The organism is Mycobacterium sp. 050134 (assembly GCF_036409085.1).
Lineage (GTDB): Bacteria > Actinomycetota > Actinomycetes > Mycobacteriales > Mycobacteriaceae > Mycobacterium.
Map to the genome: position 1 here is coordinate 54,294 of NZ_JAZGLV010000011.1, position 24,885 is coordinate 79,178.

General features: G+C 61.4%; 17 protein-coding genes and 5 pseudogenes. 14 read left to right on the plus strand and 8 right to left on the minus strand.

Features of this window, described 5'->3' with window-relative positions:
• The first annotated feature begins 17 nt into the window (after window positions 1–17).
• Window positions 18–977 carry an NmrA family NAD(P)-binding protein gene (locus SKC42_RS14795; protein ID WP_330965051.1) on the plus strand — a complete coding sequence of 320 codons (960 nt, stop codon included), beginning with the start codon at window positions 18–20 and terminating at the stop codon, window positions 975–977.
• A gap of 131 nt (window positions 978–1,108) precedes the next feature.
• Window positions 1,109–1,801, plus strand: coding sequence for an SDR family oxidoreductase (locus SKC42_RS14800; protein WP_330965176.1), 693 nt, complete (start codon window positions 1,109–1,111; stop codon window positions 1,799–1,801).
• A 78-nt stretch (window positions 1,802–1,879) separates the two neighbouring features.
• Here the strand turns inward: SKC42_RS14800 and SKC42_RS14805 are convergent, their stop codons facing one another.
• On the minus strand, window positions 1,880–2,761 hold the full coding sequence (locus tag SKC42_RS14805) for an MBL fold metallo-hydrolase (protein WP_330965052.1): 882 nt from the start codon (window positions 2,759–2,761) through the stop codon (window positions 1,880–1,882).
• 168 nt (window positions 2,762–2,929) lie between these two features.
• Here SKC42_RS14805 and SKC42_RS14810 point away from each other — a divergent pair, with 168 nt between their 5' ends.
• From SKC42_RS14810 to SKC42_RS14855, 12 genes and pseudogenes are all read left to right on the plus strand, one after another.
• Window positions 2,930–3,826, plus strand: coding sequence for an alpha/beta hydrolase (locus SKC42_RS14810; protein ID WP_330965053.1), 897 nt, complete (start codon window positions 2,930–2,932; stop codon window positions 3,824–3,826).
• Window positions 3,827–3,892: 66 nt separating this feature from the next.
• Window positions 3,893–4,324, plus strand: coding sequence for a tautomerase family protein (locus tag SKC42_RS14815; protein ID WP_330965054.1), 432 nt, complete (start codon window positions 3,893–3,895; stop codon window positions 4,322–4,324).
• Window positions 4,325–4,489: 165 nt separating this feature from the next.
• Window positions 4,490–4,921, plus strand: a complete 432-nt coding sequence (locus tag SKC42_RS14820) for a winged helix-turn-helix transcriptional regulator (protein ID WP_442932153.1) — start codon at window positions 4,490–4,492, stop codon at window positions 4,919–4,921.
• Between the two features lie 877 nt (window positions 4,922–5,798).
• The gene (locus tag SKC42_RS14825) at window positions 5,799–6,368 is read left to right on the plus strand and encodes a type IV toxin-antitoxin system AbiEi family antitoxin domain-containing protein (RefSeq protein WP_330965056.1); all 570 of its coding nucleotides are present in this window, start codon (window positions 5,799–5,801) and stop codon (window positions 6,366–6,368) included.
• A complete protein-coding gene (locus SKC42_RS14830; RefSeq protein ID WP_330965057.1) occupies window positions 6,365–7,216 on the plus strand; it encodes a nucleotidyl transferase AbiEii/AbiGii toxin family protein in 852 nt (283 codons plus the stop codon). The genes SKC42_RS14825 and SKC42_RS14830 overlap by 4 nt, the downstream gene beginning before the upstream one ends.
• A gap of 216 nt (window positions 7,217–7,432) precedes the next feature.
• A pseudogene (locus SKC42_RS27750) lies at window positions 7,433–7,934 on the plus strand (TOTE conflict system archaeo-eukaryotic primase domain-containing protein).
• A pseudogene (locus SKC42_RS14835) lies at window positions 7,852–8,640 on the plus strand (SAM-dependent methyltransferase); the annotation flags it as partial. The pseudogenes SKC42_RS27750 and SKC42_RS14835, both read left to right, overlap by 83 nt.
• A 17-nt stretch (window positions 8,641–8,657) precedes the next feature.
• A pseudogene (locus SKC42_RS27755) lies at window positions 8,658–8,849 on the plus strand (cysteine hydrolase family protein); the annotation flags it as partial.
• Entirely contained in the window at window positions 8,828–8,959 is a 132-nt protein-coding gene (locus SKC42_RS14840) for a hypothetical protein (RefSeq protein WP_330965058.1), read from the plus strand. The pseudogene SKC42_RS27755 and the gene SKC42_RS14840, both read left to right, overlap by 22 nt.
• A 19-nt stretch (window positions 8,960–8,978) precedes the next feature.
• On the plus strand, window positions 8,979–9,962 hold the full coding sequence (locus SKC42_RS14845) for a hypothetical protein (RefSeq protein ID WP_330965059.1): 984 nt from the start codon (window positions 8,979–8,981) through the stop codon (window positions 9,960–9,962).
• 449 nt (window positions 9,963–10,411) lie between these two features.
• Window positions 10,412–11,144, plus strand: a pseudogene (locus SKC42_RS14850) (IS1634 family transposase); the annotation flags it as partial.
• 19 nt (window positions 11,145–11,163) lie between these two features.
• Window positions 11,164–11,404: pseudogene (locus SKC42_RS14855) on the plus strand (integrase core domain-containing protein); the annotation flags it as partial.
• A gap of 218 nt (window positions 11,405–11,622) precedes the next feature.
• Here SKC42_RS14855 and SKC42_RS14860 read toward each other — a convergent pair.
• From SKC42_RS14860 to SKC42_RS14890, 7 genes are all read right to left on the minus strand, one after another.
• Window positions 11,623–12,507 (minus strand): ankyrin repeat domain-containing protein, encoded by an 885-nt coding sequence (locus SKC42_RS14860; RefSeq protein ID WP_330965060.1) that lies wholly within the window; start codon window positions 12,505–12,507, stop codon window positions 11,623–11,625.
• 30 nt (window positions 12,508–12,537) lie between these two features.
• Window positions 12,538–16,428 (minus strand): aldolase/citrate lyase family protein, encoded by a 3,891-nt coding sequence (locus SKC42_RS14865; RefSeq protein ID WP_330965061.1) that lies wholly within the window; start codon window positions 16,426–16,428, stop codon window positions 12,538–12,540.
• Between the two features lie 29 nt (window positions 16,429–16,457).
• Window positions 16,458–18,407, minus strand: a complete 1,950-nt coding sequence (locus SKC42_RS14870) for a thiamine pyrophosphate-dependent enzyme (protein WP_330965062.1) — start codon at window positions 18,405–18,407, stop codon at window positions 16,458–16,460.
• A 93-nt stretch (window positions 18,408–18,500) separates the two neighbouring features.
• Window positions 18,501–19,334: a type 1 glutamine amidotransferase domain-containing protein gene (locus SKC42_RS14875; RefSeq protein ID WP_330965063.1), complete on the minus strand. Its 834-nt coding sequence runs from the start codon at window positions 19,332–19,334 to the stop codon at window positions 18,501–18,503.
• Between the two features lie 51 nt (window positions 19,335–19,385).
• Window positions 19,386–21,992, minus strand: a complete 2,607-nt coding sequence (locus SKC42_RS14880; protein ID WP_330965064.1) for an alpha-amylase family glycosyl hydrolase — start codon at window positions 21,990–21,992, stop codon at window positions 19,386–19,388.
• Window positions 21,896–22,591 (minus strand): DJ-1/PfpI family protein, encoded by a 696-nt coding sequence (locus SKC42_RS14885; RefSeq protein ID WP_330965065.1) that lies wholly within the window; start codon window positions 22,589–22,591, stop codon window positions 21,896–21,898. Before SKC42_RS14885 ends, SKC42_RS14880 begins: the two co-directional genes overlap by 97 nt.
• Entirely contained in the window at window positions 22,588–24,642 is a 2,055-nt protein-coding gene (locus SKC42_RS14890) for an AGE family epimerase/isomerase (protein WP_330965066.1), read from the minus strand. The genes SKC42_RS14885 and SKC42_RS14890 overlap by 4 nt, the downstream gene beginning before the upstream one ends.
• Between the last annotated feature and the right edge of the window lie 243 nt (window positions 24,643–24,885).

A 24,885-nucleotide genomic window follows, 5' to 3' on the forward strand; every position in this document is an offset into this window, starting at 1 on the left:
TGGGAGTCCAGAACGATATGAGCGACCAGAACGGTGCGATCTTGGTCTTCGGCGCTACCGGCAGAGCCACGGGGACCGCTGCCCGCGTCGCGAGGTTGTTGCGCGCGCGCGGGAAGACCGTACGCGCCCTCGTCAGGCGCGACGATGAGCGAGCACAGCTATTGCGGGACAACGGTGTAGAGGTGGTTTTCGGCGACTTCGCCGACCGTCGCACATTGGTGCCTGCTCTCAAGGATGTGGTCTCGGTGCAGTTCACACACCCGGTAGCCGCGGGTGTGATCACGGCGGCAGCCAATATGGTGTCGGCCATCCGCGAAATCGGGAACGACCCGCATGTGGTCGTCTGCTCGATGGGAACGGCCCGCAAAGCTGACAGCCCCAGCGGCTACGGACGCGACCAGTTCGTCGCCGACGAGCTGATCACCACCACACTTCGTAGCGCGGTGGCGTTGAAGTTCGCCACTCACTTCTACGAGATGGTCGACGTGTTCTACGGCGACGCAATACGCGGGACAGGCGAATTCGCGAGCTACCACGGCGACGCACCCGTCCCGTGGACAGCGGGTCACGACGTTGCGGAGATCTGTGTGCGCGCACTGCTGGACCCTCAGCTGTTCGGCGCCGAGCGTACGCCGCTCATCCCCAGCGCTGAGCTGATGAGCCATGCCGAGGTCGCAGAGCTGATCAGCGACGAGACCTCGCGATTGGTGACTTATCACCCGCTGTCGGAGAGCGATTGGAACGAGCGCTTGGCCGTGTTGAGCGAGCACGCCGATGCCACCACCGTGCAACACTTGTCGGCCGTCACCAAGGTCCAGCGCGAGGACGGCGACGCCAGATTTCGGGCTATGGCCGAGAACAACCCGGATCGGCTCGCCGACTTGCTCGGCAGGCCACCCATCCGTTTTGCCGATTTCATCCACGAGCACCGTGCTGACTTCCTGGGTCCACTTACGTCGCGTCGCGTACGTGCTTGACATGCCTTCGGCTTGTGCCACAACTCTTATCCCCCGAATAAGTTCTGCCATCTTGGTTTTCATCGAGCACCGTCGTGGGGCTTGCGTCGTCAGCTGGCACCGCCAGAATCTGCAGCATGGAAGGTTGGAGAATGGTACGGATTCAGGGCACGACCGCAGTAGTCACTGGGGGCCAGCGCGGGATCGGTCAAGCGATAGTCGGCGAGCTGCTCGACCGCGGCGCGGCCAAGGTTTATGCGACCGCACGTGACCCTCAACCCAGTGCCGATCCAAGGATCGTCAGCATCGAACTCGACGTCACCAAATCTGATTCCATCGCAGCACTGGCCAATACCGCTCGGGACGCAGCTATCGTGATCAACAACGCGGGAATCTCTGGCGGTACGGACCTACTCACCATGCCGATCGACGAAGTACGGGAGATCTTCGAAACCAATTACTTTGGCGCCCTTCAAATCGCCAGGGCGTTCGCGCCCATCCTCGCCCGCAACGGTGGCGGCGCTCTCGTCGACATCCACTCCGTGTTGTCGTGGGCCAGCGGCGCCGGCGCCTACGGCGATTCTAAGGCCGCATTCTGGTCGGCGACGAATTCGCTGCGGATCGACCTCGAGCCTCAGCACACCCTCGTCACCGGAGTGCATGTCGCGTACACCGACACCGCGATGGTCGAGCACCTCGACGTGCCGAAGAACGATCCGGCCGATGTAGCCAAAGCGATCGCTGACGGCATCGAGCGCGGTGATACCGAGATTCTCGTCGACGAGATCACCCGACACTTCAAGGCGGCACTGTCGGGGCCAGTGGCGGGATTACGGACGCGTTGACGGGCCGAACGCGTTGAAGCGGACCAGTGATGTATTCAAGAAGGTTCGAACACATCACTGGCCGCACAAAGCGCTCGACTATGTGGAGCTGGCGTCGACCCGCCGGAAGTACATAGTCGCCGAAAGCTTGAGGGTCCACGGGTTGCCGTACTCCGGATACATTGCCACCATGCGCTTTACGGCATCATCGGGCGACGTCGTCCTTTGTACCGTCTCGGCGAAGTCGCGAATGTACTCACGGGTGGAATCGATGAGTTCCTGGGCCGGCTCGTCGGCTGCGCCCGGAGTCTTGTGCCCGGCAATGACCGCGGTTGGTTGCAGTCGCTCGATGGCGTCGATCGACGCGATCCAACCCTCCCATTCCTCGGGAGTGGAGAGGGCGAGCATGGGGTGGATGCGGTTGTAGATGGCATCTCCTGCCACAACTGTCGAGATCGCAGGAATATGGACGGCGGTCGTCGGAGAAATGTCGGCCTGGCCGACCTCGATGATCTCCAACGAGTGACCGTCGACGTGCATCGTGTTGCCCGACAACGGCTCGGGAACTCCCTGCCCGAACTCAACGCAGTCCTCGCCGAACCAGGCGTTCCACACGCCTCGTTGGTAATCCGTCGTCGCCACCATGTAGTCGATGACGTCGGGCTTGGCTACACACCGCGCTTCGGGGAAGCGCTTCAGCAACGGTCCAAGCCCGAGGTAGTGGTCGGCGTGTCCGTGCGTGATGTAGATCGTCGTCAGCTTCTTGCCGGTCGACACGATCAGATCACCTAATGCGGCGACGTCATCGTTGAGGAATTGCGCATCGATGAGAAGCGCCTCGGTTGGGCCGGTGATCAACGTGGACGTCGTTGGCGAGAAGGTCCCGCCGTCGGGCAGCGTCGGCCACGAGCTGGTGTAGACGACGGCCTTAACCGCAGCTCCTTCGGACGCTTCGGATGCTGCTCGTCGAGCGGGGTCCATGAGGCCTCCTATGGCAGACGGAAGTACAACGGCTTCGCGTGATGGGTCCCGCATTCGGGTACCGTTCCACGCTAACCCAGACCGATTCATTTTTACAACCGCTTGCAATTCGCAATCACATATGGCTAGGGTCGAGGTCAGATCACATCGCCGGTCAGAGGAGGCTCCATGAAGCGAGATGTCGAATTCACCACCGAGGACGCGACGGCGTTGCGCGGCATGTTACACGCCCCCGAAGAGGAACTGCCTGCACCGGGAATTGTTATGGCGCATGGCTTTAGCGGCGTCAAGGAACAACTTGACCACTACGCAGCACTGTTCGCCGCCGCCGGATTCAGCGTGCTTCTCTACGACCACCGCTCGTTCGGGACCTCCGACGGATCGCCGCGCTACGAGGTAGACCCCTATCAGCAGATCGCCGACTGGCAGGACGCGATCACCTTCGCGCTGAGCCAGCCCGAATTCGACGACTCAGTGACCATTGGCGTGTTCGGCTCAAGTTATGCCGGCGGACTGGCGATGGTCATCGCGGCCTGCGATCAACGCGTCGGAACGGTCGTCGCCCAGATTCCCAACGTGAGCGGACACCGAAACTCCCCCCTGCTGCTCGGCGAGGACGGCATCGCCGAAGTACGCCGACGCAGTGCCGTAGATCGCGCCGCGAGACTCGCCGGCGGGGAACCCGAGATGGTGCCGGTATTCACAACGGTTCAGGGCGGCTTCTGCGCGCTCCCGCCTGCCGTGGACGGCGACTACATCGCCTCCCTAGAAGCCGCGGGAACGTGGCGCAACACCGTCACCCTGCGTTCAGTCGAGCATCTCGTCGACTTCGAACCTGCAGGGTGGGTGCCCTTCATCGCACCCAAGCCGTTACTGATGATCGTCGGCGAGCACGACGAGTGCACGTTCGTCGAAGTTCAGCGCGAAATCTTCGCCACAGCTGGAGAGCCGAAGAAGCTGGTGGAACATCCTGGCGGCCACTTCGACACCTACTCAACGCATTTCGGTGTCGCTGGATACGCCGCGCGCGACTGGTTCATCAAATACATGCCGGCCAGCGTCTGACCGGCGCGCCGCCCGCAGCTCGAACTGAAACCCATCAACCCCAACCTCAAAGGAATCGAGTCGCTCATGCCGATGTGGACCATCTACGTGCCCGAGAACGCCTACACCCGCCAGGACTTGCAGGACATCGCCAACGTCATCACCGACCTCTACGAGAAGTACGTCAAGATCCCGCGCTTCTACGTCAGCGTGGTGTTCCACGAGCAGCCGACCGGAGCACTGTTCATGGGCGGAGTCCCCGCCAACGACTTCGTCCGCATCTGGATCGACCACGTCGTACGAAATCTCGATGCAGACACCACTACCGTGTGGCTCGGCATCATCGACGCTGCGCTTGCGCCGTTCATCCGTGATCGCGGCTTCAACTACGAAGTCCACGGCGATGAAACCCCTCTCGCTTTCTGGGCCATCAACGGGATGACTCCCCCGCCACACGGATCCGAAGACGAGCAACGCTGGAAAGCGGACAATAAGCCCAGCGCGCTGACCGAGGTCTGATCTGACGAACCGGCTCGGGCCACAACTTCGCGACTGGTTGTAGTATGCAACCAGAGTTCGTGACAATCAACTGAGTGAGGATGACGATCTCCGGTGGCAACGACTGGCCGCTCAGACTGCCCGATCAACCTGACAGCCGAACTGCTCGGCGATCGGTGGAGCTTGGTGATCCTGCGCGACATCATCTTCGGGGATCGGCGCCACTTCCGGGTGTTGCTCAACGAATCCGAGGAGGGGATCGCCTCCAATATTTTGGCGACGCGGCTGCGGAACCTAGTCGACGAGGGCCTGCTCAGTACATCCAGCGACGCCACGCACCGGCAAAAGATCATCTACAGCCTCACCGAATCGGCCATCGAGCTCTTGCCAACCATGATCTCGATGGGCAACTGGGCCAACAAGAATCGGTCGGCCAGCCCGATCACCGGGCCGTGGTTCGCCTACCTCTACGAACAAGGACCTTCGGTGTGGGATGAACTTGCCGATGACCTGCGCCACCGCCATCTTGGCGGCCCGCCGCCAAGAACCTCTGCGGCCACGATGAAGTCCCTGGCATCCGCATACCGTCGACGACTCGCAACCACACCCAGCGAGTAGTCGTCCCATCAATCGCCGCTTTGATCGCGTAGGACGACCTTTGGGCAACTAAGGCCGGTCGTAGCGCCCCGTGTCTGCGGCTGGTGCATAGGATGTTCGTCAACAGCAGCGTGTGGGGCTGCGGCCACGGTCCCGATAGTGCAGAACGCCCTCAGCGAGCTCGGCGTCAGGAATGGTCCCACCTCCATAGGCGATCCTAGGCATCCAGCTGACCAACTCGCTCTGAAGAAAGCGGGCAGCTTGATTTTCAAGGAGCCAGGGAACTGAACGCCGTCAGATAAGCGGGCCCGCGACGCCAGTTAACGCGTTCAGAGGTCAATTCCAATCCGTCACCGAGGGGTCAATCCCAATCAGCCGTTGCCAGATGGGTTTGTCTTCCCTGGAACGGACGCTGAGGGCACCTGACGCGGCCGAGACGCCCGACCTTGCCGGCGCAGCCGGCAGTAATCGTCAGCCGCAAGACAATTGCTGATCATCGACTCAACTCAAAGAGTTGAACCCGTGTCGCAGGTGGCCAAGTCCCCCCTCGGACACCGCTTCATTAGCTATATACCGCAAATATGCTGTACAGCTCATTTTATGCATTTGCCACATAGTTAATGCTTGCGGCGAATGGGCTCAAATCCGTGTCGCAGATGGCCAAGTCGCCATTCTGGACACCCCCTCGGACACGTCCGGCGACACGGCTGAAGCTAGCGGTCGCTGCGATCCGTCCCCGACGCGAAATCATCATGGGCGCCTTGTTGACACTAATGCCGACCTGGCCGTAGATCGAAACGCACCCTCGCCGGCAATGACACCGCCGCGACGCCCGGTCGTAGCGATACAATTCGCATACAGGTACTATTAACTGTAAACGATTTGTTTAGGATCGGAGGTGTCGACGGCCATGGAAGCGCTAACCCCACGCACCGCGCAGAAGGTCGGATTGTCGCGCGGCGCCTTCTACCGGGACGCACGCGAAGGCCGCCTCGACCGCATCGCACGAGGCATTTACCTTCCCGCCGACGCCCCAGCGATGGACTGGGATCTGATCGAGGCCTCAACGCGCCGACCTGATGCGACTATCTGCTTGACCTCCGCGCTGGCCCACTACGACCTCACCGACGAGATACCCGCCGCCGTGGACGTCGCGATCCCGCGCGGATCCCGCACACCGGCGGGCCGCTCCGCCATCACCTGGCATCACTTCGATGCGGCCACCTTCGACATCGGACGCGACCAGATGACGATCCCCGGTTCGAACCAAACGATCGGAATCTACTCCCCCGAACGTTGCATCGCCGATGCTTTCCGCCTGCGCAGCTCGGTCGGCTACGAGCTCGCTCGTGATGCGCTGCGGCAGTGGCTGCGCGCAGGCGGCAAACCGGCACTGCTCATGGACATCGCCACTCGACTGCCGCGCGCAAAGACCCCTGTCCTGCAAGCACTAGAGATGTTGACGTGAGCCGCGGCGACGAGGTCTTCCGTCATATCCAGGGCACCGCACGGTCGGCCGCAGCACAGAGCAGAACCGGTGCACCGACACAGGAATACCTGATCCGGCACGTACTCGAATCGTTTCTGGGCCGCCTCACCCAAACGCCCCACGCCGATGGTTTTGTCCTCAAAGGCGGAATCTTGTTGGCCGCCTATGGTGTTCGACGTCCCACCAAAGACGCCGATGCCAATGCGATCAGTGCCGATGTCGATGCCGAGCACCTCGTGCAGGTGGTTCGTGACATCGCCGCTGTCACCGCGGATGACGGACTGCAGTTCGATCTCGCCGCAATCACCGTCCAGGAGATCCGTGAACAATCAGAGTATCCCGGCCTGCGGGTACGGATCGCAGTCTCCGTTGGGCCGTGGAAAGGAGTCGCGGCGTGGGACGTGTCCACCGGCGATCCGATCGTCCCGCCACCACGACGCGTGACCATCGATCGGATCATCGGCGACCCGATCACCCTTCTGGGATATGCACCGGAAACGACGATCGCCGAAAAGGGCGTGACTATCCTCGAACGCGGAATCACCAGTACCCGCTGGCGTGATTACGTCGACATCGTGCAACTCGCCCGCGCCGGCATCGATGCGGACGAACTGCTCCGCTCAGCACGGGCGGTCGCCACCCATCGTGGAGTAAAGCTCGAGCCCGTCGCACCGCGGCTAGCCGGTTACGGCGCTGCCGCACAAGCGAAATGGGCGGCATGGCGACGCAAGGAACACCTCGAATCAGCTTGCGAACAAAACCTCGACGACCAAATCGCTCTCGTTGTTGCCCACCTCGATCCGGTCTTTCGCCATGGACCCGAGTGAAACCCCGGCACCTACCGGCGCGAGACAGGGTCCGTAGCCGACGGAGGGACATCAATGAAGATCACTGGCCGCTTTGAGCGATTTCCCGGAGAGTTGGATCAACTGCGGGCTGACAATGCGCGCCTGCGGCACTTGCTTGAATTAACCGACGACCAGGCCCGCACCGCGCGCAGCGACCAGGCCACCCTGACCGGCGCCCCGACACCACCTGTCAACATGGAGTCCAGCCCCGCAGACAAGGTCAGGTTCTATTTCGACCTATTCCGTTGCCGCACCGATGTTTATGCTCAGCGGTGGGAGAACCGCAAGGACGGCCGATCAGGGTGGATGCCGGCGATTGAAGGCTATTGGGGCAAAGGCATGAACCGTGCCGATGCTCCGTACCTGACGTTGACCCCTGAGGTAGTGAGCTCGCATCTCCGCATACCTGAAAGCCGCCCGATCCCATCAGATTCCAGCAGCGTTGGAAGTGTCCCAGTCCGGCCGCGGTGCCCACGTGTGGATCTTCTTCGCGCACGCGACATCAGCCTCCGTCGCGCGCGGGATCGCCACCAGCCTGCTCGGCGAAGCCTTCCGGCTGCGCGGAAGCATGCACCTGAGCAGCTACGACCGCTTGTTTCCCTCCCAGGACGTGCACCCGCTTGGCGGGCGGAGACATTACCGCGGGAGACTTGAACGATGCAGTGCCGGGATCTTCCGCCCTCGCCGACAACCTTGATCGGGTATTGATCGACGCAGCCGCCGTGCGCACCAAGTTCTACGACGAGTTCTTCCTCGACGCCACCACAGCGGGCATCAAGCAAGTCGTGATCCTGGCTTCAGGCCTCGATTCTCGCGCATACCGACTGCCCTGGCCAACGGGGACCGTGATTTATGAAGTCGACCAGCCAGACGTCATCGACTTCAAAACCCGCACTCTGGACGGTCTCGGCGCCGCGCCTGCCGCCGAACGGCGAACAGTCTCAGTCGATCTCCGCGACGACTGGCCCGCCGCGCTGCGTACCGCAGGATTCGACCCTGCTCAGAAAACAGCATGGAGCGCCGAAGGTCTACTCGGCTATCTGCCGCCGGAGGCCCAAGACCGCCTGCTTGACACCATCACCGAACTCAGCGCATCGGGAAGCCGGCTAGCGACAGAGAGCACCCCAAGCGCTGGGCCAGGGCGCGACGAAAAAACCAGGGAGCACTTGCACAAGCTGTCCCAGCGTTGGAGCGCACACGGTTTCGATCCGCAGATGTCGGACCTGGCATACCTGGGTGACCGCAACGAAGCAGCTCCCTACCTCATCAAACGCGGCTGGACACTCAGCGGAAGCAGCATCGCAGACCTGCTCGCGACCCACGGATATTCACCGATCGAGAACGACGACATACGCTTCGGTGACACACTTTTCGTTCACGGCACACTCACCAAAACCGGGTAAACCCTCTCGATGACCTCGACCCCCAAGACAGCGATATCCGTATCACCAAACGCAGTTGGGGTGCCTTCCAGAACACCAAGTTGGCCGAGGTACTCGCCGAACGCAATGTCACTCAGGTCATTTTGGCCGGAATTGCCACCAGCATCGGGGTCGAATCCACAGCGCCCACGAACAGGGGCTGCACGTCGTGCTCGCCACCGACGCCATGACCGACTCGAACGCCGATGCCCACCTCAACAGCCTCACCCGCATCTTTCCCCGGCTCGGCGAGACCGCTCGCACCCGGGACATCCTCGCGAAACTCCGCGCCAACGACTGACCACACAGGAGAAACAGATATGAAGATCGTTACCTTTGAGGAAGCGTCCCCGCGCCCGCGCCGGCGAAGCGGAACGCGTGATCACGGTGAGTCGGAGGGACGGCGCACACTGAGTGAAGTCGCCCCGGATGATCTGCGATTCCATCTCGGCCGCGGCATCCACCGAGAAGGCAAAGCCCCCTTCCGCGCACCGCGCCATCACCACGCCTTTCAGCAGATCCGGTGGTGTGACAGCGGCCGCAAGAACTTCGCGCCGGGCCAGTATCTAGAAGCCGGTGACGTTGCGTACTTTCCCAAAGGCGCCTACTACGGCCCTGAGATCAAACACGGCGCCTACACCGGCTGGTCCACCCAATTCGGCTTCGGCGATCAACATCAACTCGGACCTGACTGGCAGGCCTTCCGCCACCAAGCACGCGCGAACCTTCGCGCCCGCGGCGTGTTCGAGAATGGCCGATACACCCCGATTGATCCGGCCACCGGAGAGCACGGAGCAGAGATCGACGGCGTCGAAGCTGTCTATGCCGAAACCGTCCGCCTGAAATCGCAAGGCCACGAGAGATACGTCATCCCCGCCGAGGGCTACCACGCCCCAATCGTGATGCACACCGCCGCATTCGAGTACTACCCGACGGCACCAGGCGTCGAAATCAAACGCCTCGGCTGCTTCTACGACCACCCCGGAGACAACGGCGACACCCGCATCGCGATGGTCCGCCTCAACCAAGGCGGCGCATTCACGCTCAGCGCCGAGCGCAACCAGATCGGCATGACCACCAGCCCGGGTCTCCAAGCCAACGACAGCGACCGCGCCTATCCAATGCATACCTCCTACTACAGCCCGATCGGCGAGACCACCGAACTCCGAGGCACAAACAACACCGAACTCTTCGTCGTCGAACTGCCCCGCCAATACCAATGGGACTGTGGAAATAACGGTGTTTCCGGCACTGCCCGGGAACAGGGCCTGTCGCTGACCGGGCCCCACGGTCCCCAGAAGTAATGGACATCTGAGATAGGGGGACGGTGATCCCTGGACCGATGCCCTTTACTCCGGTGTGCAGGGTCGAGGCCGCCTATCTGGCTGCGCGGGCACACTACTCAACTTAAAAACCTCAACCCGTGTCGCAGATGGCCAAGTCCCCCCTCGGACACACGACTGAGGCGAGTGAAATGAACGCTCGCGTTCATTTCCAAGCCGATGGAGTGTGTTGAGCGGCGAAGCCGCGATCACACATCCGGCGACACGACTCAGGTCGGCCGTCACCTTGACCCGTCGCAAGTAGGGGTCGTACTCAAGACGCAAACCTAGGCTCGCGTATACCTGTGCCCGTTCTGCCCCGGTTGCCTGACCAAGCACGGCTGACAGGCCGCCCAACTCCTCGACCAATTCGCTGATCTGTGCAGTCGACATGACGCAGGGCCGCTCCGCTTGCTCAAGACGGCCTTTCAGCCCCCAATGATCTAGCATCGCATTTCCATTGGCACGGTGAGCTTTTTAGCGACGGTCAGATCATCGACACCATCACCCCACGCGACCAACGCGGCACCGCCACCAAGACCAGCGACCCCAAACGCAAGGCCGAGCCCAGCTGGGATCCGGCCACCCATACCAAGTCGTGGCGGGCGGTGTGGGCGTACTCCACCAAACGCGCGGTGCGCGACACCAAGACGCTGAACCTGCAGGAGAACTAGGCCCGCGCGGTCGTCGCCGGCGAGAAGGCCGCGCGCACAACGCGGTTCATCAAGAACCGCAATGGGTCCCAAGAACTCGACGAGGCATCGTTGCAGCGGGCTCGGCGGCTGGTCGGGCTCAAAGGCTACGTCACCAACATCGACGCCGCACTGATGCCCGCGACCGAAATCATCGCCAGCTACCACGACCTCTGGCACGTCGAGGCGTTCCTTCCGGATGTCGAAATCCGACCTCGCCGCCAGGCCCATGTTCGCCCGCACTCGCGACGCCATCGAAGCCCACCTGACCATCGTGTTCACCGCGCTGGCCCTCAGCCGCGAAGTCCAGACCCGCACCGGGCTGTCACTGCGACGATTCCTGCGCACCTTCAAGCCCCTGCGCTCGGCCACCATCGACCTCAACGGCGTCATCGCCACATTCCCGCCAGCCATCGACACCGAGGTCAAGACGACTCTTGATGCGCTGGAAGCCGAGAAATCAAGGCACTAAGGCAAATGACCCAACTCGGGTCGGGGCGGTCGGGAGCTCCTATGACAATGCACTCGCCGAGACGATCAACGGTCTGTACAAGACCGAGCTGATCAAACCGCGAAAGCCCTGGCGCACCATCGACGACGTCGAACTGGCACACCGCGCAGTGGGTCCACTGGTTCAACCACAACCGCCTCTACGAATACTGCGGCGACATCCCGCCGGTCGAGCTGGAGACGGCCTATTACGCTCAGCACCGGAGGCCAGCCGCCGGCTGAGTCCTCAAATCAGGAAGTCTCCGAACTCACCGGGGCGATTCAATTACGACAATCTACTGGGACCCTACAAGCAGCAGGCTTGGCCAACAGCTGCGGCTGATCGAATTGGACATAGGTACGGGCACCGTCGATCTTCTCAAGCCGCGCCCGCGGCAGTACGTCAGCGAGCCGTTCAGCATCTCGTAGGGGGAAGAAGCGGTCGCGGGTGCCCCAGGCGATCAAGGTCGACACTCCGTCGCAACGTCGGCGGGTCGCCTGCCGTCGAACGCGATGACATCTTGGTTCGCGCCGGCATCAATAAGAATTTTGGCGCATTCCTGAAAGCCGTGTTTCAAAGCTTCGTGCAGAGGGGTTTCGCCAGTCGTCGGTCGCTGGAGATTGACAAACGCACCGGCTTCCACGAGCGTCTTCACCGAACGCGATTTGCCGGTTCGGCATGCATTGAGAAGGGCTGTGTTCCCTGTTTTTCGGCTGATCAGATTTGGTTCTGCTCCGTACGAAAGGAGCAGCTTCACCATCTCGACGTTGTCATCTTCTGCGGCAATCATCAAGACGGACTCCATACTGACTGGATCAGCCTGATTCGGGTTCGCTCCAAACGGCAGGACGCGTTCCGCTTCGTCGGTGTCTCCGTGCTTTGCTGCGGCCAACAACCGTGCGGGCATGTCGCCCCGGAACGCCGCGACCGCCTGGCAGGTATCCCACGACACGTTCAGCATGACGATTACGTCGCCGGCAACCTGGAGGTGCTGAATCAACTGGACGTCGTATACCAAGCCGGTCGCTTTGACGCGGGCAGCCTCGTGAATGAGCACCAATGCCTGATCGTTATTGAACATCGTATTCAGGCATTCATATTGGAGTGTGTCTCGCAGTTCGCCCCAAGGCTTGAAAGTCGCCATAACCGCGGCCTTGCTTGAGAAGTCCCCGAGCCACGGAAGGATCGCGCTGAGGCCGGGAATGCCGCCGGGTTTGCCTTTCTCGGCGGGGCTGTTGATCCAGCGGACATTGTCGTCGAGACACGCCATCGCGGCATCTGTGTCACCTGCAGCCATCGCGCCAGACCACCGCGACACCACCGCTCTGGTCGCTTGTTCACTCATGTTTCGGTCCTCTGGTGCAGGCCCGTCACTTCATCGGGCGGAGTTGTCCTTCTGCAAAGATTCGAGTGGATTGGTGCCCGTAATGCCCGTATCGAGCGCACCACCGTCCATGCCGACGGGCGCCAACACCATGCCGAGGCCTTGGTCCAACGCCTCTTCGAGCGTGTTCAAAACATTAGCCAGCGGAACTCCCGCGGCCCGGGCCGTGCTATCGATCTTACGGAGGGTGGACTCGTATCTTTCCGTTCCCCATGCCGCCCCCAGGGAAGCCGACAGGTCCAGCGGACCGATATGACAGACTCCTTCGTGTTCTTGAAGCATGGGGACGATCTTGTCGGTGTCATTGGCGGCCCCTTCGGTTTCCATCATTACCACCGGAACGGCCCACTTCCTTTTGTCGTTCTCTCCGTAAGTCTCCACGTTCGCCTGGTCAACCGCGCGGAGAAAATGGCGTGCTTCGTCGGCATCGAGCACCGCGGTGGCTATCAGACCCGCGACACCTGAGCCGATGAAGGTCCCTACCTCTGGGTCAAGGGCGCTGCCCAGGCGCACGAGTACGTTGGTGTGCTCCCGCAACGCTATTATGTGTCTAACCGCTTCGTCGGTGGTCCAAGTACCGTGTTCGCGTTCGATGGCAATAGCGTTAAGGATTCCGCTATTCGCCAGTTGGGCAGCATTATTCAAGTCTGGTGTGGTCAAGGCGCCGAACACCACTAGCTCACCGTCCGTCAACGCGCGTCGTACGTCGTTGAACTCTCGGCAGGGTCGTCGAATCGGCATCTCGCGCGGGAGCGGTTCACCTCCATCCGTCTTGCCGGCCGGCATCCAAGTGCGCCATGACATCTCATGGGCGCCTCTTTGGGTGATCGTGGTGATGTGTCGATACCCCATTTCGAACGCACGCAGGATCTGTTCGTCCGTGCTGAAACGTCCTGACAGGACGACCCCGGCATCTCGCGCGGCCTTCTCGATGGCGGAGATCGCCGCTTCCGTCTTGAGGTCTAGTTCCTGCGGCGCACAGGATCTCGCGAACTCGGTCCGGATGCCGGCATGGTCGATTTCGACCATTTTTACGCCGATCTCTTTGAGCGCAGGCAGTTGCCGCAAGACGTCTGGTGTTGCGGGTTTACTGAACGAGAGACCACCAACGAACATGTCGTTGAGGATGTCCATCATCTTGGGATATTCCGCAAAGGTGCGCTGAGCTATGTTGTCTGCCCCCACAGCGCGTTTGCCGAGCGGATGTTGTGCCGTGGAAGGTCTGGTGGCGGCTTGCGCATCGGGCCGCTGCGGGAAGTAGACATCGCGAAGCAGGGCGCGCACCGCCTCAGGGCTTTCCGGATTCACGAGCAGGGCACCGAACAATCCCGCCCCGAGGAGCTCCTTGATGTAGGAATCTGGTTTTTCGAATCGCATAATTGGGAGAAGCGGTGTACCGCGCGTCTGCGCCGCAAACGCCTGCACCTCCTTCGCGTCGGCAGGACGTCCATCCGGCCAACACCGGTTCATGGTGGCAGTACCGAACGAATGGTTCTGCGCAACCTCCGCGGATAACGCGTTGGGACCGTCGAGATCGATGCCCTTCACGATCACGTTCGAGGAGCCGGCCAACGTCCGCCACACCGTGCCCTTGTCTGCCACATGAGCCGGGATGGTCAGAAACGTCAGATTCTCGTATGAGAAGAACTCATACGGTCTGGGCGGCGGCGAATTCAATTGCAGGGCTTCCCAAACCGCCGCCGCGTTTTCCTTCTGACCATCCGTCACGAATGCCGCGGCTGCATAGTCCCGTTGCGTTCGCCCGGTGTGATCTGGGATGTCGGCCGCCGCACCAAGACCGCGCGCCCAACGGATCTGCTGAAGATAGCTCGCCGATCCGGTGGCTGCACGCAGCACGGAGTCGTGAAGTGCGGTCAGACCATTGACTGCAGGCTTGTGGTTGAGTGCCTGCTTCATGGCCTCCGGCGTCATCACCACTTCAAACCGTTTCAAGTCTTCGAAGTGGTTGAACACCGCAGCGCGGATGATGGCGTCCACCGCCATCGGGTGCATCTCTGCCTTGTGCGGGTCCGCGCCCCTCTCCAGCAGGATGTCCACGATGCCACGGCGAAGTTGGGCAACCCCCTCGTTGGCGTTGGTGCCGGTTACCGCGGCGATGATGGGCGTTTGGAGCAAGTCGCCCGCCAAGCGGTTCGGATCGAAATTCGGGTCCTGGATCACTTCTTTCAACTCGGTGATGACATTTGTCACCGCCGTGGAGAGATCGGACCCCTTGAGCAGCGCGACCTTAGCCAAACCGGATGTGATCACCTTGAACACGCTCTCGCTGGCCTGCTGAGCTTCAGTGCCGGCTTCGGGGTTGCGTGGGCTGGCGGGGATTGCTTCGAGAAGCGCCTTGGTATCCGCCTGCTTGGCTTCCGTCGTTGCCTTGTCGAATGGCTCCAGGACTTCAATCATCGCATGGTTCTGGAACTGACGTCCCAACTCCGTGGCGTTGATCCCACGCACAGTGGTCTCGCTGAATAGGCGCAGTTTCTCCGCTTCGATGTTGGCGCCTTGGGGCAGGATGGACCCCAGGTTGTCCAGAATCGACTTGGCCAGTTCGACGTGCCCGTAGAACGCAGCCTGCAGTAAAGGCGTGTGCCCGTTTACTTCTACCCGCGCATGGAGCTGTTCGGGGTGCTTGGACAGAAGGAGCAGGGTGCTGGTGACGTCCCCCCTCTGAGCCGAGAGGTGTGGCGCCAAAATATTGGAGCGGTAGTTCGGGCGCTCAGGATCCTTGAGCGCAAGAACAGGATCCACTTTCGTGGCGCCAACTCCCTCCAAGAGCAGCATTCTGAGGACTTCGATGTTGGCTGTCGCCGCGGCCACCAAGAACAGGTTGAAGCCGTCAGCAGCGTAGGCGTTGGGATCACCGCCGTGTCGCAGCCAGTCGCGCACCACTTCGTTCTCGCCGTGTCGCGCAGCCTCATGCGCACCGTTGACGTCCAGCGGGTCGACACGCGCGCGGAGATCGAATAACGCGAATGGCCGCTGATTTACGAGCTGAGGCCTACCGCGTCCGTCGCGGCGAAGCGTCCAGATGCGCTCGACGGAGAAGTCGACCGACCTGTCTTGGCTCGGTTCGGGATTCCTTTGATCGGCTGTGAAGCAAATCTTGAGGTGCGCATCAATGGTCCCATCGGCGTTCTCTAACGCAACCAGGCCCTGGATCCTGTGGACGGAGTTGATGAAAGTCTCATCGATCGTTTTGAACCATTGCGGAAAATCCTCGATAATTTGGCCTCCCTCAAGCGCGATGTTCAATTCGCGCTCTGGTGCCAACACGGCGAGCATGCCGTCGAGGTTTCGTCGGTCCAGATTGTTCAGATAGTTGACCGCAAATTCGCGTGTTCGTTCCGTGGAGAACTCAGGGGCGGGGTCGAAAGCTTCACGCTGACCGGAAATGACCCACCGGCCGTCCGCTGTACGGGTGAGATCCCAACCGACGTCCACAGTTACTGTGGCGCGATCATCCTCGTCTGTTGCAGGGTTACGCCGATCGAACTCGGAGTTGACGATTAGTCGCGCCTGTGCCGAGTTCGCGGTGACCAGTTTTGGATCGAGAACCACCACCGTGTGTCGCAGGCGGCTGAACGTCGAAACAATTCTGCGGCAACATTCTCGACAATCGTCTTCGCTCGTCAAAGTGGCATCGGGCGACAAGACGTGGATATGGAAGCCGTTCGGGTCGAACTGGGCGAGCATCGAGTCGGAGTTGCCCGCATCGATTGCGCCGAAGTAAGCCTTGGCCACGGCGCCGACCTCACGCGTGAAGACCCCGGCATCCGGCGGAAGAAGTACCGAATTCGCCTCCAAGTCAGCTGGATTGACCCGGTTGATCTGACATCGGCAACTGTCGGCTTCCATCGCACCGTCCATCGTTGAATCCTTTGCGTCTCGCGGGGTGCCTACTTGTTTGCGGGCTGAAAATGCACACCTTGTGTGATCACCTGCAGCAGGAATGGCCCGTTCGAATCGAGCATCGCCTCAATCGCGGGGGCAACTTGCTCCGGCAGCTCGAGGTACGCCGAATCGAACACCGGCTTTTGGGACGCCCGGCTAACGAACCCGCGCACCTGAAACGCCCTGTTCTGATGGATCGGGTGCTGGGCGTGAAGGGGCAGAACGCGCCCGGCCGCCAGTTGTTCCTCTGCGTTCTCACCGCGCAGTCGAGCGTCTCGCGCGAAATTCTGACTGACCAACTCGTATCCACCGTTGTCGATCATGAGGTGTTTGACCGGCAGGTTCTCTCTTGCCGCCACGATAAACGCCGCATCATTGAAATCGGCTCCGCCGTCGCCAAATAGGGAGATCACCAACTGATTCGGGGCTGCTGCCTGACACCCGAGAGATGCCCCATGGGCTCCCAACGTGGGCCCGGGGGTGCCGTAGTAGAAGAGGTTGTGCAGGCCGAGGTGTTCCACATAGTCCAGAAACGGCCCCGAGCTCGTCAACGCTTCGTCGAAAATTGCGACGTCCTCTAGGCTCAGTTTTCCGTTGTCGGCTCTCGTTCTTAGCGCCAGCGCCAACTCCTTGGCTATGCGGGCTGGATGGACGGGTGTTTCGTCCATGTGCTTTTCGTACCCTGCGATGCGGGAATCGAGAGTGGTGCGATTCTCTTCCGCAATCTGGTCTAAGCGTTCCTTCGCACCCTGTTGTTGTGCCTGCGTGCGACGCGCCTCGAGCTGCCGGACCAGGCCAGTCAGGGCGATCCCGACGTTGGCGCGAACGAAGACCTCGGCGAGGATATTGCACCTAGTCCGGTCGCTTTCGTCCGGGCTAACGACAACGGCGGGAACCCCGTCGGGTACCTCCGAACGCCCGTTGGGCCAGACGTTGTTGGGGAATGGGCCGCCGACCACCGCGATCGCATCGGGGGCATAGCCGGCGATCTGGTTCGCAACGTCGTCCGCCTCTCCAAAACTCAGGTTGCCGCACCAGGATGGATGGCCGCGGTCGAAGACGGTGCCCGGTGCATAGCAAGCGACGACATGGGCTCCAGTTAGGCTTGCCAGCCTTTCGGCTGCCTTCCTGGCGCCAGGCGAGCGCCCAACCTCTTGATTAAGCACTAGCACGGGCCGCTGCTTATTCACCAGCAGCTCTGCTGCCCGAACGATCGCCGCCTCGGTCTCTGCCGTCGGGGTTCCGGAGCCCGACGTGCCCATGAGCGGAGGTGTCGCTACGTGGGCGGGAGCGATATCCGCAATGGTGTTCAGAAGGTTCTCGTCGAGAATGACCGCGACGGAGCCGTAAGGCTCACTCATCACCGCCGTCATCGCCGCCTGGACCGCAGGCACCAGCCCCTGCGGACCCTCTTCTTCGACGGGGAAATGGACGCTCTTGACCCCGAGCTGTTTGAGCAACCCGCGATAATCGGGGACAGAGTTATGCCCGCCATACTGCCGAGCCAGTCTTCCTGCGTCACCGATGAGCAGCAGGCACGGTTGGCGCTGCCGAACCAGGAAGTCGAGCCCGGCGGCGCCGTACTTCACACCGACTTGGGCGTGCAGCGCCAGAACCGGAATCTTCTTCGTTCCGTCATCAGCGGAGGCGGCGGCCAAGACCTCGAACCCCGAGGCCATGCACATCGCAATGAACTCAGTGGCACCGTGAACCAAGCCCTTCAATCCCGTGACATCCTGTATGGCTTGCCAAATCGGGCCCTCGTTGCTGCCGGCGTTTCCGGAGAGGAAGTGGAAGCCGGTGCCGTCTCCGAATGAGGGATGCCGGATGAGCGTCCGAATGACGGCTTCGGCGGCAGTCCCACGCTTGCCGGCGGTGCAGGCATCAGGGTTCGGGCTCGGCGAGTCGGTGATCAGTGATTCTCTAGGTTTGTTGAGAACGAGTCCGCTACGCATAGTGCTTGACCCCGTATCTATTTTGTGGGGCGGTAGTTGCTAAATTCAACGGTCTCTGAATATAGTTCGAGCGCCTCGGTCCGCATGATGCGATCACCATCCATAGCGGCGGATGCCCTTTTCCAGGACCTGGACCATGAGCTCGCCGACCAGTTGGGAGTCTTGTGTGGACCGTCCGGTCAGGAAGGGATAGTCCAGGATCGTGGAAATCGTGTGTCCCACACCACCGTGGTACTGCCCGTCCGGACCGACCGCGTCGCGCAGGATGTACTCCAGTGGGTAGAACGGTGGTCCGAAATTGACTCCGGCCACAGCCGGATAGGCGAAGCCGGTGCCGTCTTTGTAGTCGTATTCCCTGGCATGTCCGGTGACGTGTCTACCGGCGATGATGCTTTTGCGGTCGGTCCAGTCCCGGGCGAAGGCCAGACAAGTCACGCAATAGCATTCGGCGGCAATGAGTTTGCCGTTGGCCAGGAAACCTAGGATGACATCGTGTAGGCGTTCGTTGTTGACCATATCGATCATGGGGCCGCTGCCGCCGGGCAGCAGCAGGGCATCATATTTGTCCAGCTTCTCCCAGCAAGCGTTGCGCTGGTTGTAGTAATCCTCGAGACCGTGGCCGAATCCCGCGCTGTTGAAATACGGCATTTGCGGAAACCATTTCGCCAGGCTGATCGGATTGTCCAGCAGGCTGGAATTCTGAATGTCCCGGGTGCGCTGCGCGAAATGGTCATCGGTGACCACTTTGTCCAATGGTGGATCGACGTAGCCGGCGTGCATGCTGGGCGGCAACGCGGGCGGCTGTTTGCCCGTCGGTGTCATGAAGTCAACCTGGTAGCCGTGCTCGATCAGCACATCGTAGGGACCGACGAGTTCCTCGCCCCAGTAGCCCCATTCCGACAGACAGCACAGGATCGTTCTACTCATGTCCGTTCTCCCTTGTCTTTCCATGTTTGTTGGTAGTCACGTCGTCGACCGTCACCCGACGGCCCGGTTCCCGATGCGCCGGAACACAACGAAGCCTGCCCGGGGTACGATCGCACTGAATTGGCCTGAGCACGAAGGCAGGTCGGCGCACGCGTTGCCGTCGTTCCAGCCGCCGTAGAGGTCGGCATCGCTGTTGAACACTTCCCGCCAGGTGCCATCGGCGACGCCCTCGATGGCGTAACCGGACTGGAAGGGCTGGTTGTTGAGGCTGGCCAATATCAGCGCTTGGTCGGGGCCGTAGGTTCGAGAGAACGCCAGTACCCTGTTGCCGTCGTGGACGTGAACGACCTCGAGCGCACCCGAGCGCAGCGCGGGCACAGTGCGCCGCAGCGTGATGAGACCACGGAAGAAGGTGAACAAGTGACGCCCGTCGTTGGCTGCCGCATTCTGGAAGTCGATTCGGTGGGAAAGGAAATCGTTGTAGCGGTACAGCTCGGTGTCGCCGCACTCCTCGCCCATGAAGAACATTGGGGTGCCGGCCGACAACAAAGCCATGCCCGCCGAGAACCGGGTCCGGGCTTCGGCGTAGCGACGGGTGTCATCGAGCAGCGGTGCGTAGTTAACGGCGATCAAGGGGGTCCGCCCGGAGTGGTGGCCGTTCCAGGTGGAGTTGCCCGCCTCGTCATGAGACTCGGGGTAGACGATCGTCGCTGCGTTCGTCTCGGCGAGTTTGCCGGCGAAGACTCCCATGGCCAAGGCACGGTCGTCGCCGATGGCGGCGGTGGACAGCAGGTTGGCGCTGTCGGGCCCATGGCCGGTGTCGCCGGAGAGGTTATGGTAGAAGTCGGCGTACCAGATGGCGTCGAAGCCCAGTCCTCCAAGATCCGTGGGCTGGGTGACGCCCTCCCATTCCGAGTAGTCTTCCGCGATCAGAAACACATGTGGTTTGACCAGACGAAGAGTTGTGGTGAACTCGCGCAGGAACTTTGCGCCGAACGCATTGGCGGCCTCGACTGGTCGACCGTTGGCGTGCAAGGTGTTGTACGAGTGGATCGATGTTGTCTGATCCACCCGGAAGCCATCGACGTGAAACTCTAGTGCCTGGGCGACCGCGCTGGAGACGAACATTTGCCGAACGCGTTCCTCGCTGAATCTTGGCGCCCAGCCAGTCGAATAGTTGTCGAGGTATCCGCCATCGGGATTGGGGTATTCGGCGGAAGACCCCTCATACCAGTAGTAGAGGTTGCGATCCGGATCGTCGGAGTCGTAGGCCCATTCGGCGCGCTCGGCGTCGGGGTTGTAGTGGTTGTAGACGACGTCGAGGATAACCGCCATGCCACGCCGATGGCATTCGCGGACAAAGTATTTGAATTGGTCGCGGCCGCCGCCGCTGAATTCGATGGCGAAGTAGTGCGAGGTTCCGTATCCCCAGGTTGCCCAGCCTTCGAACTGCGCCAGCGGCATCAGCTCGATCGCGTTGACACCCAGGTCCACCAGATAGTCGAGCATCCCCATGGCATCCGCCAGGTCGCCGGGTATCGGTGTGCCGTCGGGCTCGGCTTTGCCGGCACCCAAACCGCCGACATGCATCTCGTAGATGACGAGGTCCTCGAGGCGTGTGGGAACGGGCCGGGTCGGGTCGAATTCGTGTTCCCAGAAGTCCCGCTCGGTGACCCAATCGATTTCCGGCCAGTACGGGTCTTCGTAGTGCGCGGTGACCCATTGCGGATCCACCACGACCGAGCAGCTGACGCTGCCGTCGAGATCCTCGCGCCGCCCGGAGAAGACGTGTGGCTGCTTGGCCGGATTGACCGTGCCGCGACCAATTTGGCAGCGCGAGTACAGGTCAGTGCGGTACGCGACGCGTCCGCTGTCTTTGGTGATCGCAAACATATAGGGCCGGTGGTCGAACCCGAGGAAGCTCGAAAGCCGCGGGTCGGAAAGCTCGGTCTCCCAGATCCCATCGTGGCCGGGACGCATAATGATTGGCTCGCCGACGACGCCGTTGCCGGCGTCGGTGATGTAGCCAATCGTCGGGTCGCCCAGGACTACGCTGACCGCTCGTGCGGCTGGGGCCCACACCGCGAACTGGATGTGCTGGCCGCCGTCGGGCGCCCACCGCGGGTTGGCGCCCAGCAGCCGGCTGGTGGAAAGCCAGTAGTGCTGCTCACTCGGGTCGGGGCCCAGGGTGAAGATGCGTTGTCGCGCCGTGGAATCGGGATCGGAGATCTCTGTTGGAATGGCCCAGAGGTCGCGGCTGAACCCGCTATCGGCTATGACCCCCCAGGAGAATTGGGAACCGACTTGACTGTCAGGGAATTCGACGGTAGCGAAATATGCCGGGCACCCGTCGATCCCGTTATGTTGCTGCATTGATCTACTGGTCCACCCGGCCGCTGACACTCCGCTGGGATCCCAGCTGCCGCACAACCGCACGTTGCTGAATAGGTTTCGCGAAATCCCAGTGTGGTAAACAAACTGCACGGCAACGGTATTGGTTACTGCGGCGGCGTGCTGTGGTGGGGCTTCGAGGTCTGGTCGGGTTGGTAGGGCAGAGATCGTCACGGCGTTGCCGCCGCAAATGCGATGGAACTGCCTCGCCGCTTCTGGACGATGAGGTCCTTGACCTTGTCGACGAGCAATTTCGAGGCGTGCCAACCCGTGTTGGTGACCAGGTCGTCATCCACCCAGACCTGATCGCTATCGGGCGTGTCTTTGGGGAACGCGTGATATTCGGCTCCCGCATTCAACACGTCGGCCAGCACAACCGGGTTGCAGGTCACCACCCGCCCCTTCAGCGCGTCCGGTGAGGGGGTCAACAGCCACAGCGCGTGGCAGGGCGCAGCCTTGACGATCCGCTTGTTGTCCATGGCCTCTAGGAAGAAGCGCACCGCAGGCGCGTTGCAAATCTCTGTGCGCGGATCTCTTCCCGGCTCAAGCGTGTCGACGTAGCGCAGTCGGACCGTGGTGTAGTTGGCCGCGGCGATGATCGCGGCATAGTCAGTTGGCTTGACGTCATCGAAATCGATGCTGACTTCGAGATATTGCACGTCGTCGACCACCCCGGGTTCCACTGTGGAGTAGAAGCGCTGTTTGGGCTGGCCCCAGAGTCGTGAGATGAAGTCGACCGTGGCGCCGTAGCTTTCGAAGCGCTCCTTATAGATGTGCAACTCTTCGGGAATGAACTGGCTTTCGACGATTACCGCCACTCGCTTGCCGGCCAGCGGCTGGTCCGATACGGGCTGGGATTGGTTCATTGTGTCGTCCTCTTGTGCACCGCGAATTCGACAACCAGGTCGATGGTTCCGTCTGGGTTGGTGGGGGTGTCAGCATCGATGTGCACCTGGAAATCGTTAGGGTCGTCGGGCTTCTGTGCCGAGCAATCGTTGCCGCCGACTCGCACCGTGTTGATCTCCACGCGGGCCGTTGGGAGGAAGTCCGGCAGCACGTTGATGGTGGTCTGCTGCGGGTTGTGGCGCACTCGGAAGTACAAGCAAAACCCGCGATCGTCGTCTTGCAGTAGGTGCGTGCGCTGGTAGATGTGGGCCAGATAGTTGAGCTCGAAGACGTGGTAGCCCGAGACCGAATGGCCGCCTTTTTGACCGTATATGCCCTCGATGACCGGCAGCCCGCCTTCGGTGGTACGAAAGTAAATGCCCTGGCGCTCGCGGTCGAGGAAGAACAGGTTCCAGAAAGCCATGCACTCGCGGGCCAGATGGAGGTACTTTTCATCGCCGGTGTCGCCGTAAAGCACCAAGTAGGCAAGGATTCCTTGCTCCTGCTGCCAGAAATCTTTGGTCGCCCCCCAGGCGAACTGAGTGGGCATTCCATTGGTGGGAACGCGTTGCACGGCGTCGAACACACCGCCGCGCATTGTGTCAACGCCGACCTCGGCCATCTTGTCGGCCAGGCGTGCGGCGGTAGCGCGGGACTTTTTGGCGAGCTGCTCTAGTTCTTGAGCCCGGCCAGGCTGTCCGCGTTGGCCGGCCCGGCTTGCGCGAGCGTCGAGGTGGAACGCGCAGCGGGTCAAGTTCCACGCGATCTTGAGGTTATGGCCGACGATGGCACGGTCCTGCTGCCACTTGTACGTGTGGTCGGCTTTCCAGTATGCGTCGAAGCGTTCGTTGACGTAGTCGCTGGTGTCATCGGGGAAGTGGTCGACGATTAGGGCGACCAGGTTCTCGAGCATGTCCTCGGCAATCTTGCCCAGGTCGGACAACCCGCGGGCCGCCGCGTCGTCGCCTTTGGGCGCCGGACTCAGCGCCAAGACCAGATTGATCAGATAGGCAGGGATGTGGTCCCCGATGGAATTCCAGTTCTTGCGCATCATGTTCTGGCCTAGACATTTCGTGTCGGGCCGGCGGGTGATGGGGTCGAGGTGCGAGAGGTACCCGCCTTCGCCGGTCGCCCAGGGCTTGCTGTCCGACTTTTCGTCGTCGAGGTAGTAGTCGTCGAAGGTCTGCATTGTGCGTCGGATGTCCTCGAGCACTTCCCAATCGGCGGTGATGCGGTAGTACTGCGCCAGCCCGGCCAGGGCGTAAATCTGTTCGTAGAGCGGGATGCTGCCCCTGTCGTCAGCGTTCTCCGACGCGAACACCACTACTTCCCCGGCTTTCAAGCGGCGCCGGCCGAAAGCCCAGAAGCAATGTGTACCGTCACTGGTCAGGGTGCGAAACGCCTGCCGCTGGTAGGAGACCGCGGCGCGGGCGGCTAGGAAGTAGCGCTCGCTGCCGGTGAGCAGATACGCCGAGGACAATCCGTAGATCAGCCGTGAGAGGGTCGCGCATTCCTGCAGATCGTCATCGATTGGTTGCCCGACGATGTTCAGATTGGTCCGGTACAGCCTCGCGAAGTCTGCAACGGAGTAGTCGCGGCGAGCGTCGAACAATTCATCGAGCCAGCGATCGACCAGCAACGCCGTCTGATTGAGCCACCAGTAGCTGTCCTCGAAGACGTATGGCATTGCCGGATCTCTCGGATCTGACTTGAGCACGTAAATGATGCGGGCCTCGAACCGGTCACGGTCGTCGGCTTGTTGATGAATGCCTCGCACGAACACCAAGTCGCCCTGGGCGATGTATAACCGCAGCTTGACGATGGGGTCGGTGGCCTGCTCGCCGTCTGTCCGGTCACGATTGACGCCATCGACGTTTTGCACCACCTGGTAGCTGGTCGAGTCAATCGGCCCGACAAACACCTCGATGGTGTCATTGCTTCGGCATTGGATCGTGAACGACGGGCCGCCGTCGTCAATCGTGGTGACATGCCCGGCGAACGTAATGCTTTCGGCGAGTCCGTGGAAAGTCACTTAGCGCTCCTTTCGAAGTCACCGAAACGCGGCCGAGTGTGTCCGCGCGATGAATCGATATTTGTTTTCAGTTCGCATGAAGACTGGCGGTATTAACCGGTAGTGGCGTCGAACGGCGCTTTGAGTAGTTGGCGCGTCCCGATAGCGACAACATGCCGTCGATTGCAGCGCAGCAGATGCGCCTCAGACAAGGGTGCGGTCCGCTGAGCGGACCACACCCGAATGGACCTCGTCAGCTCTCAG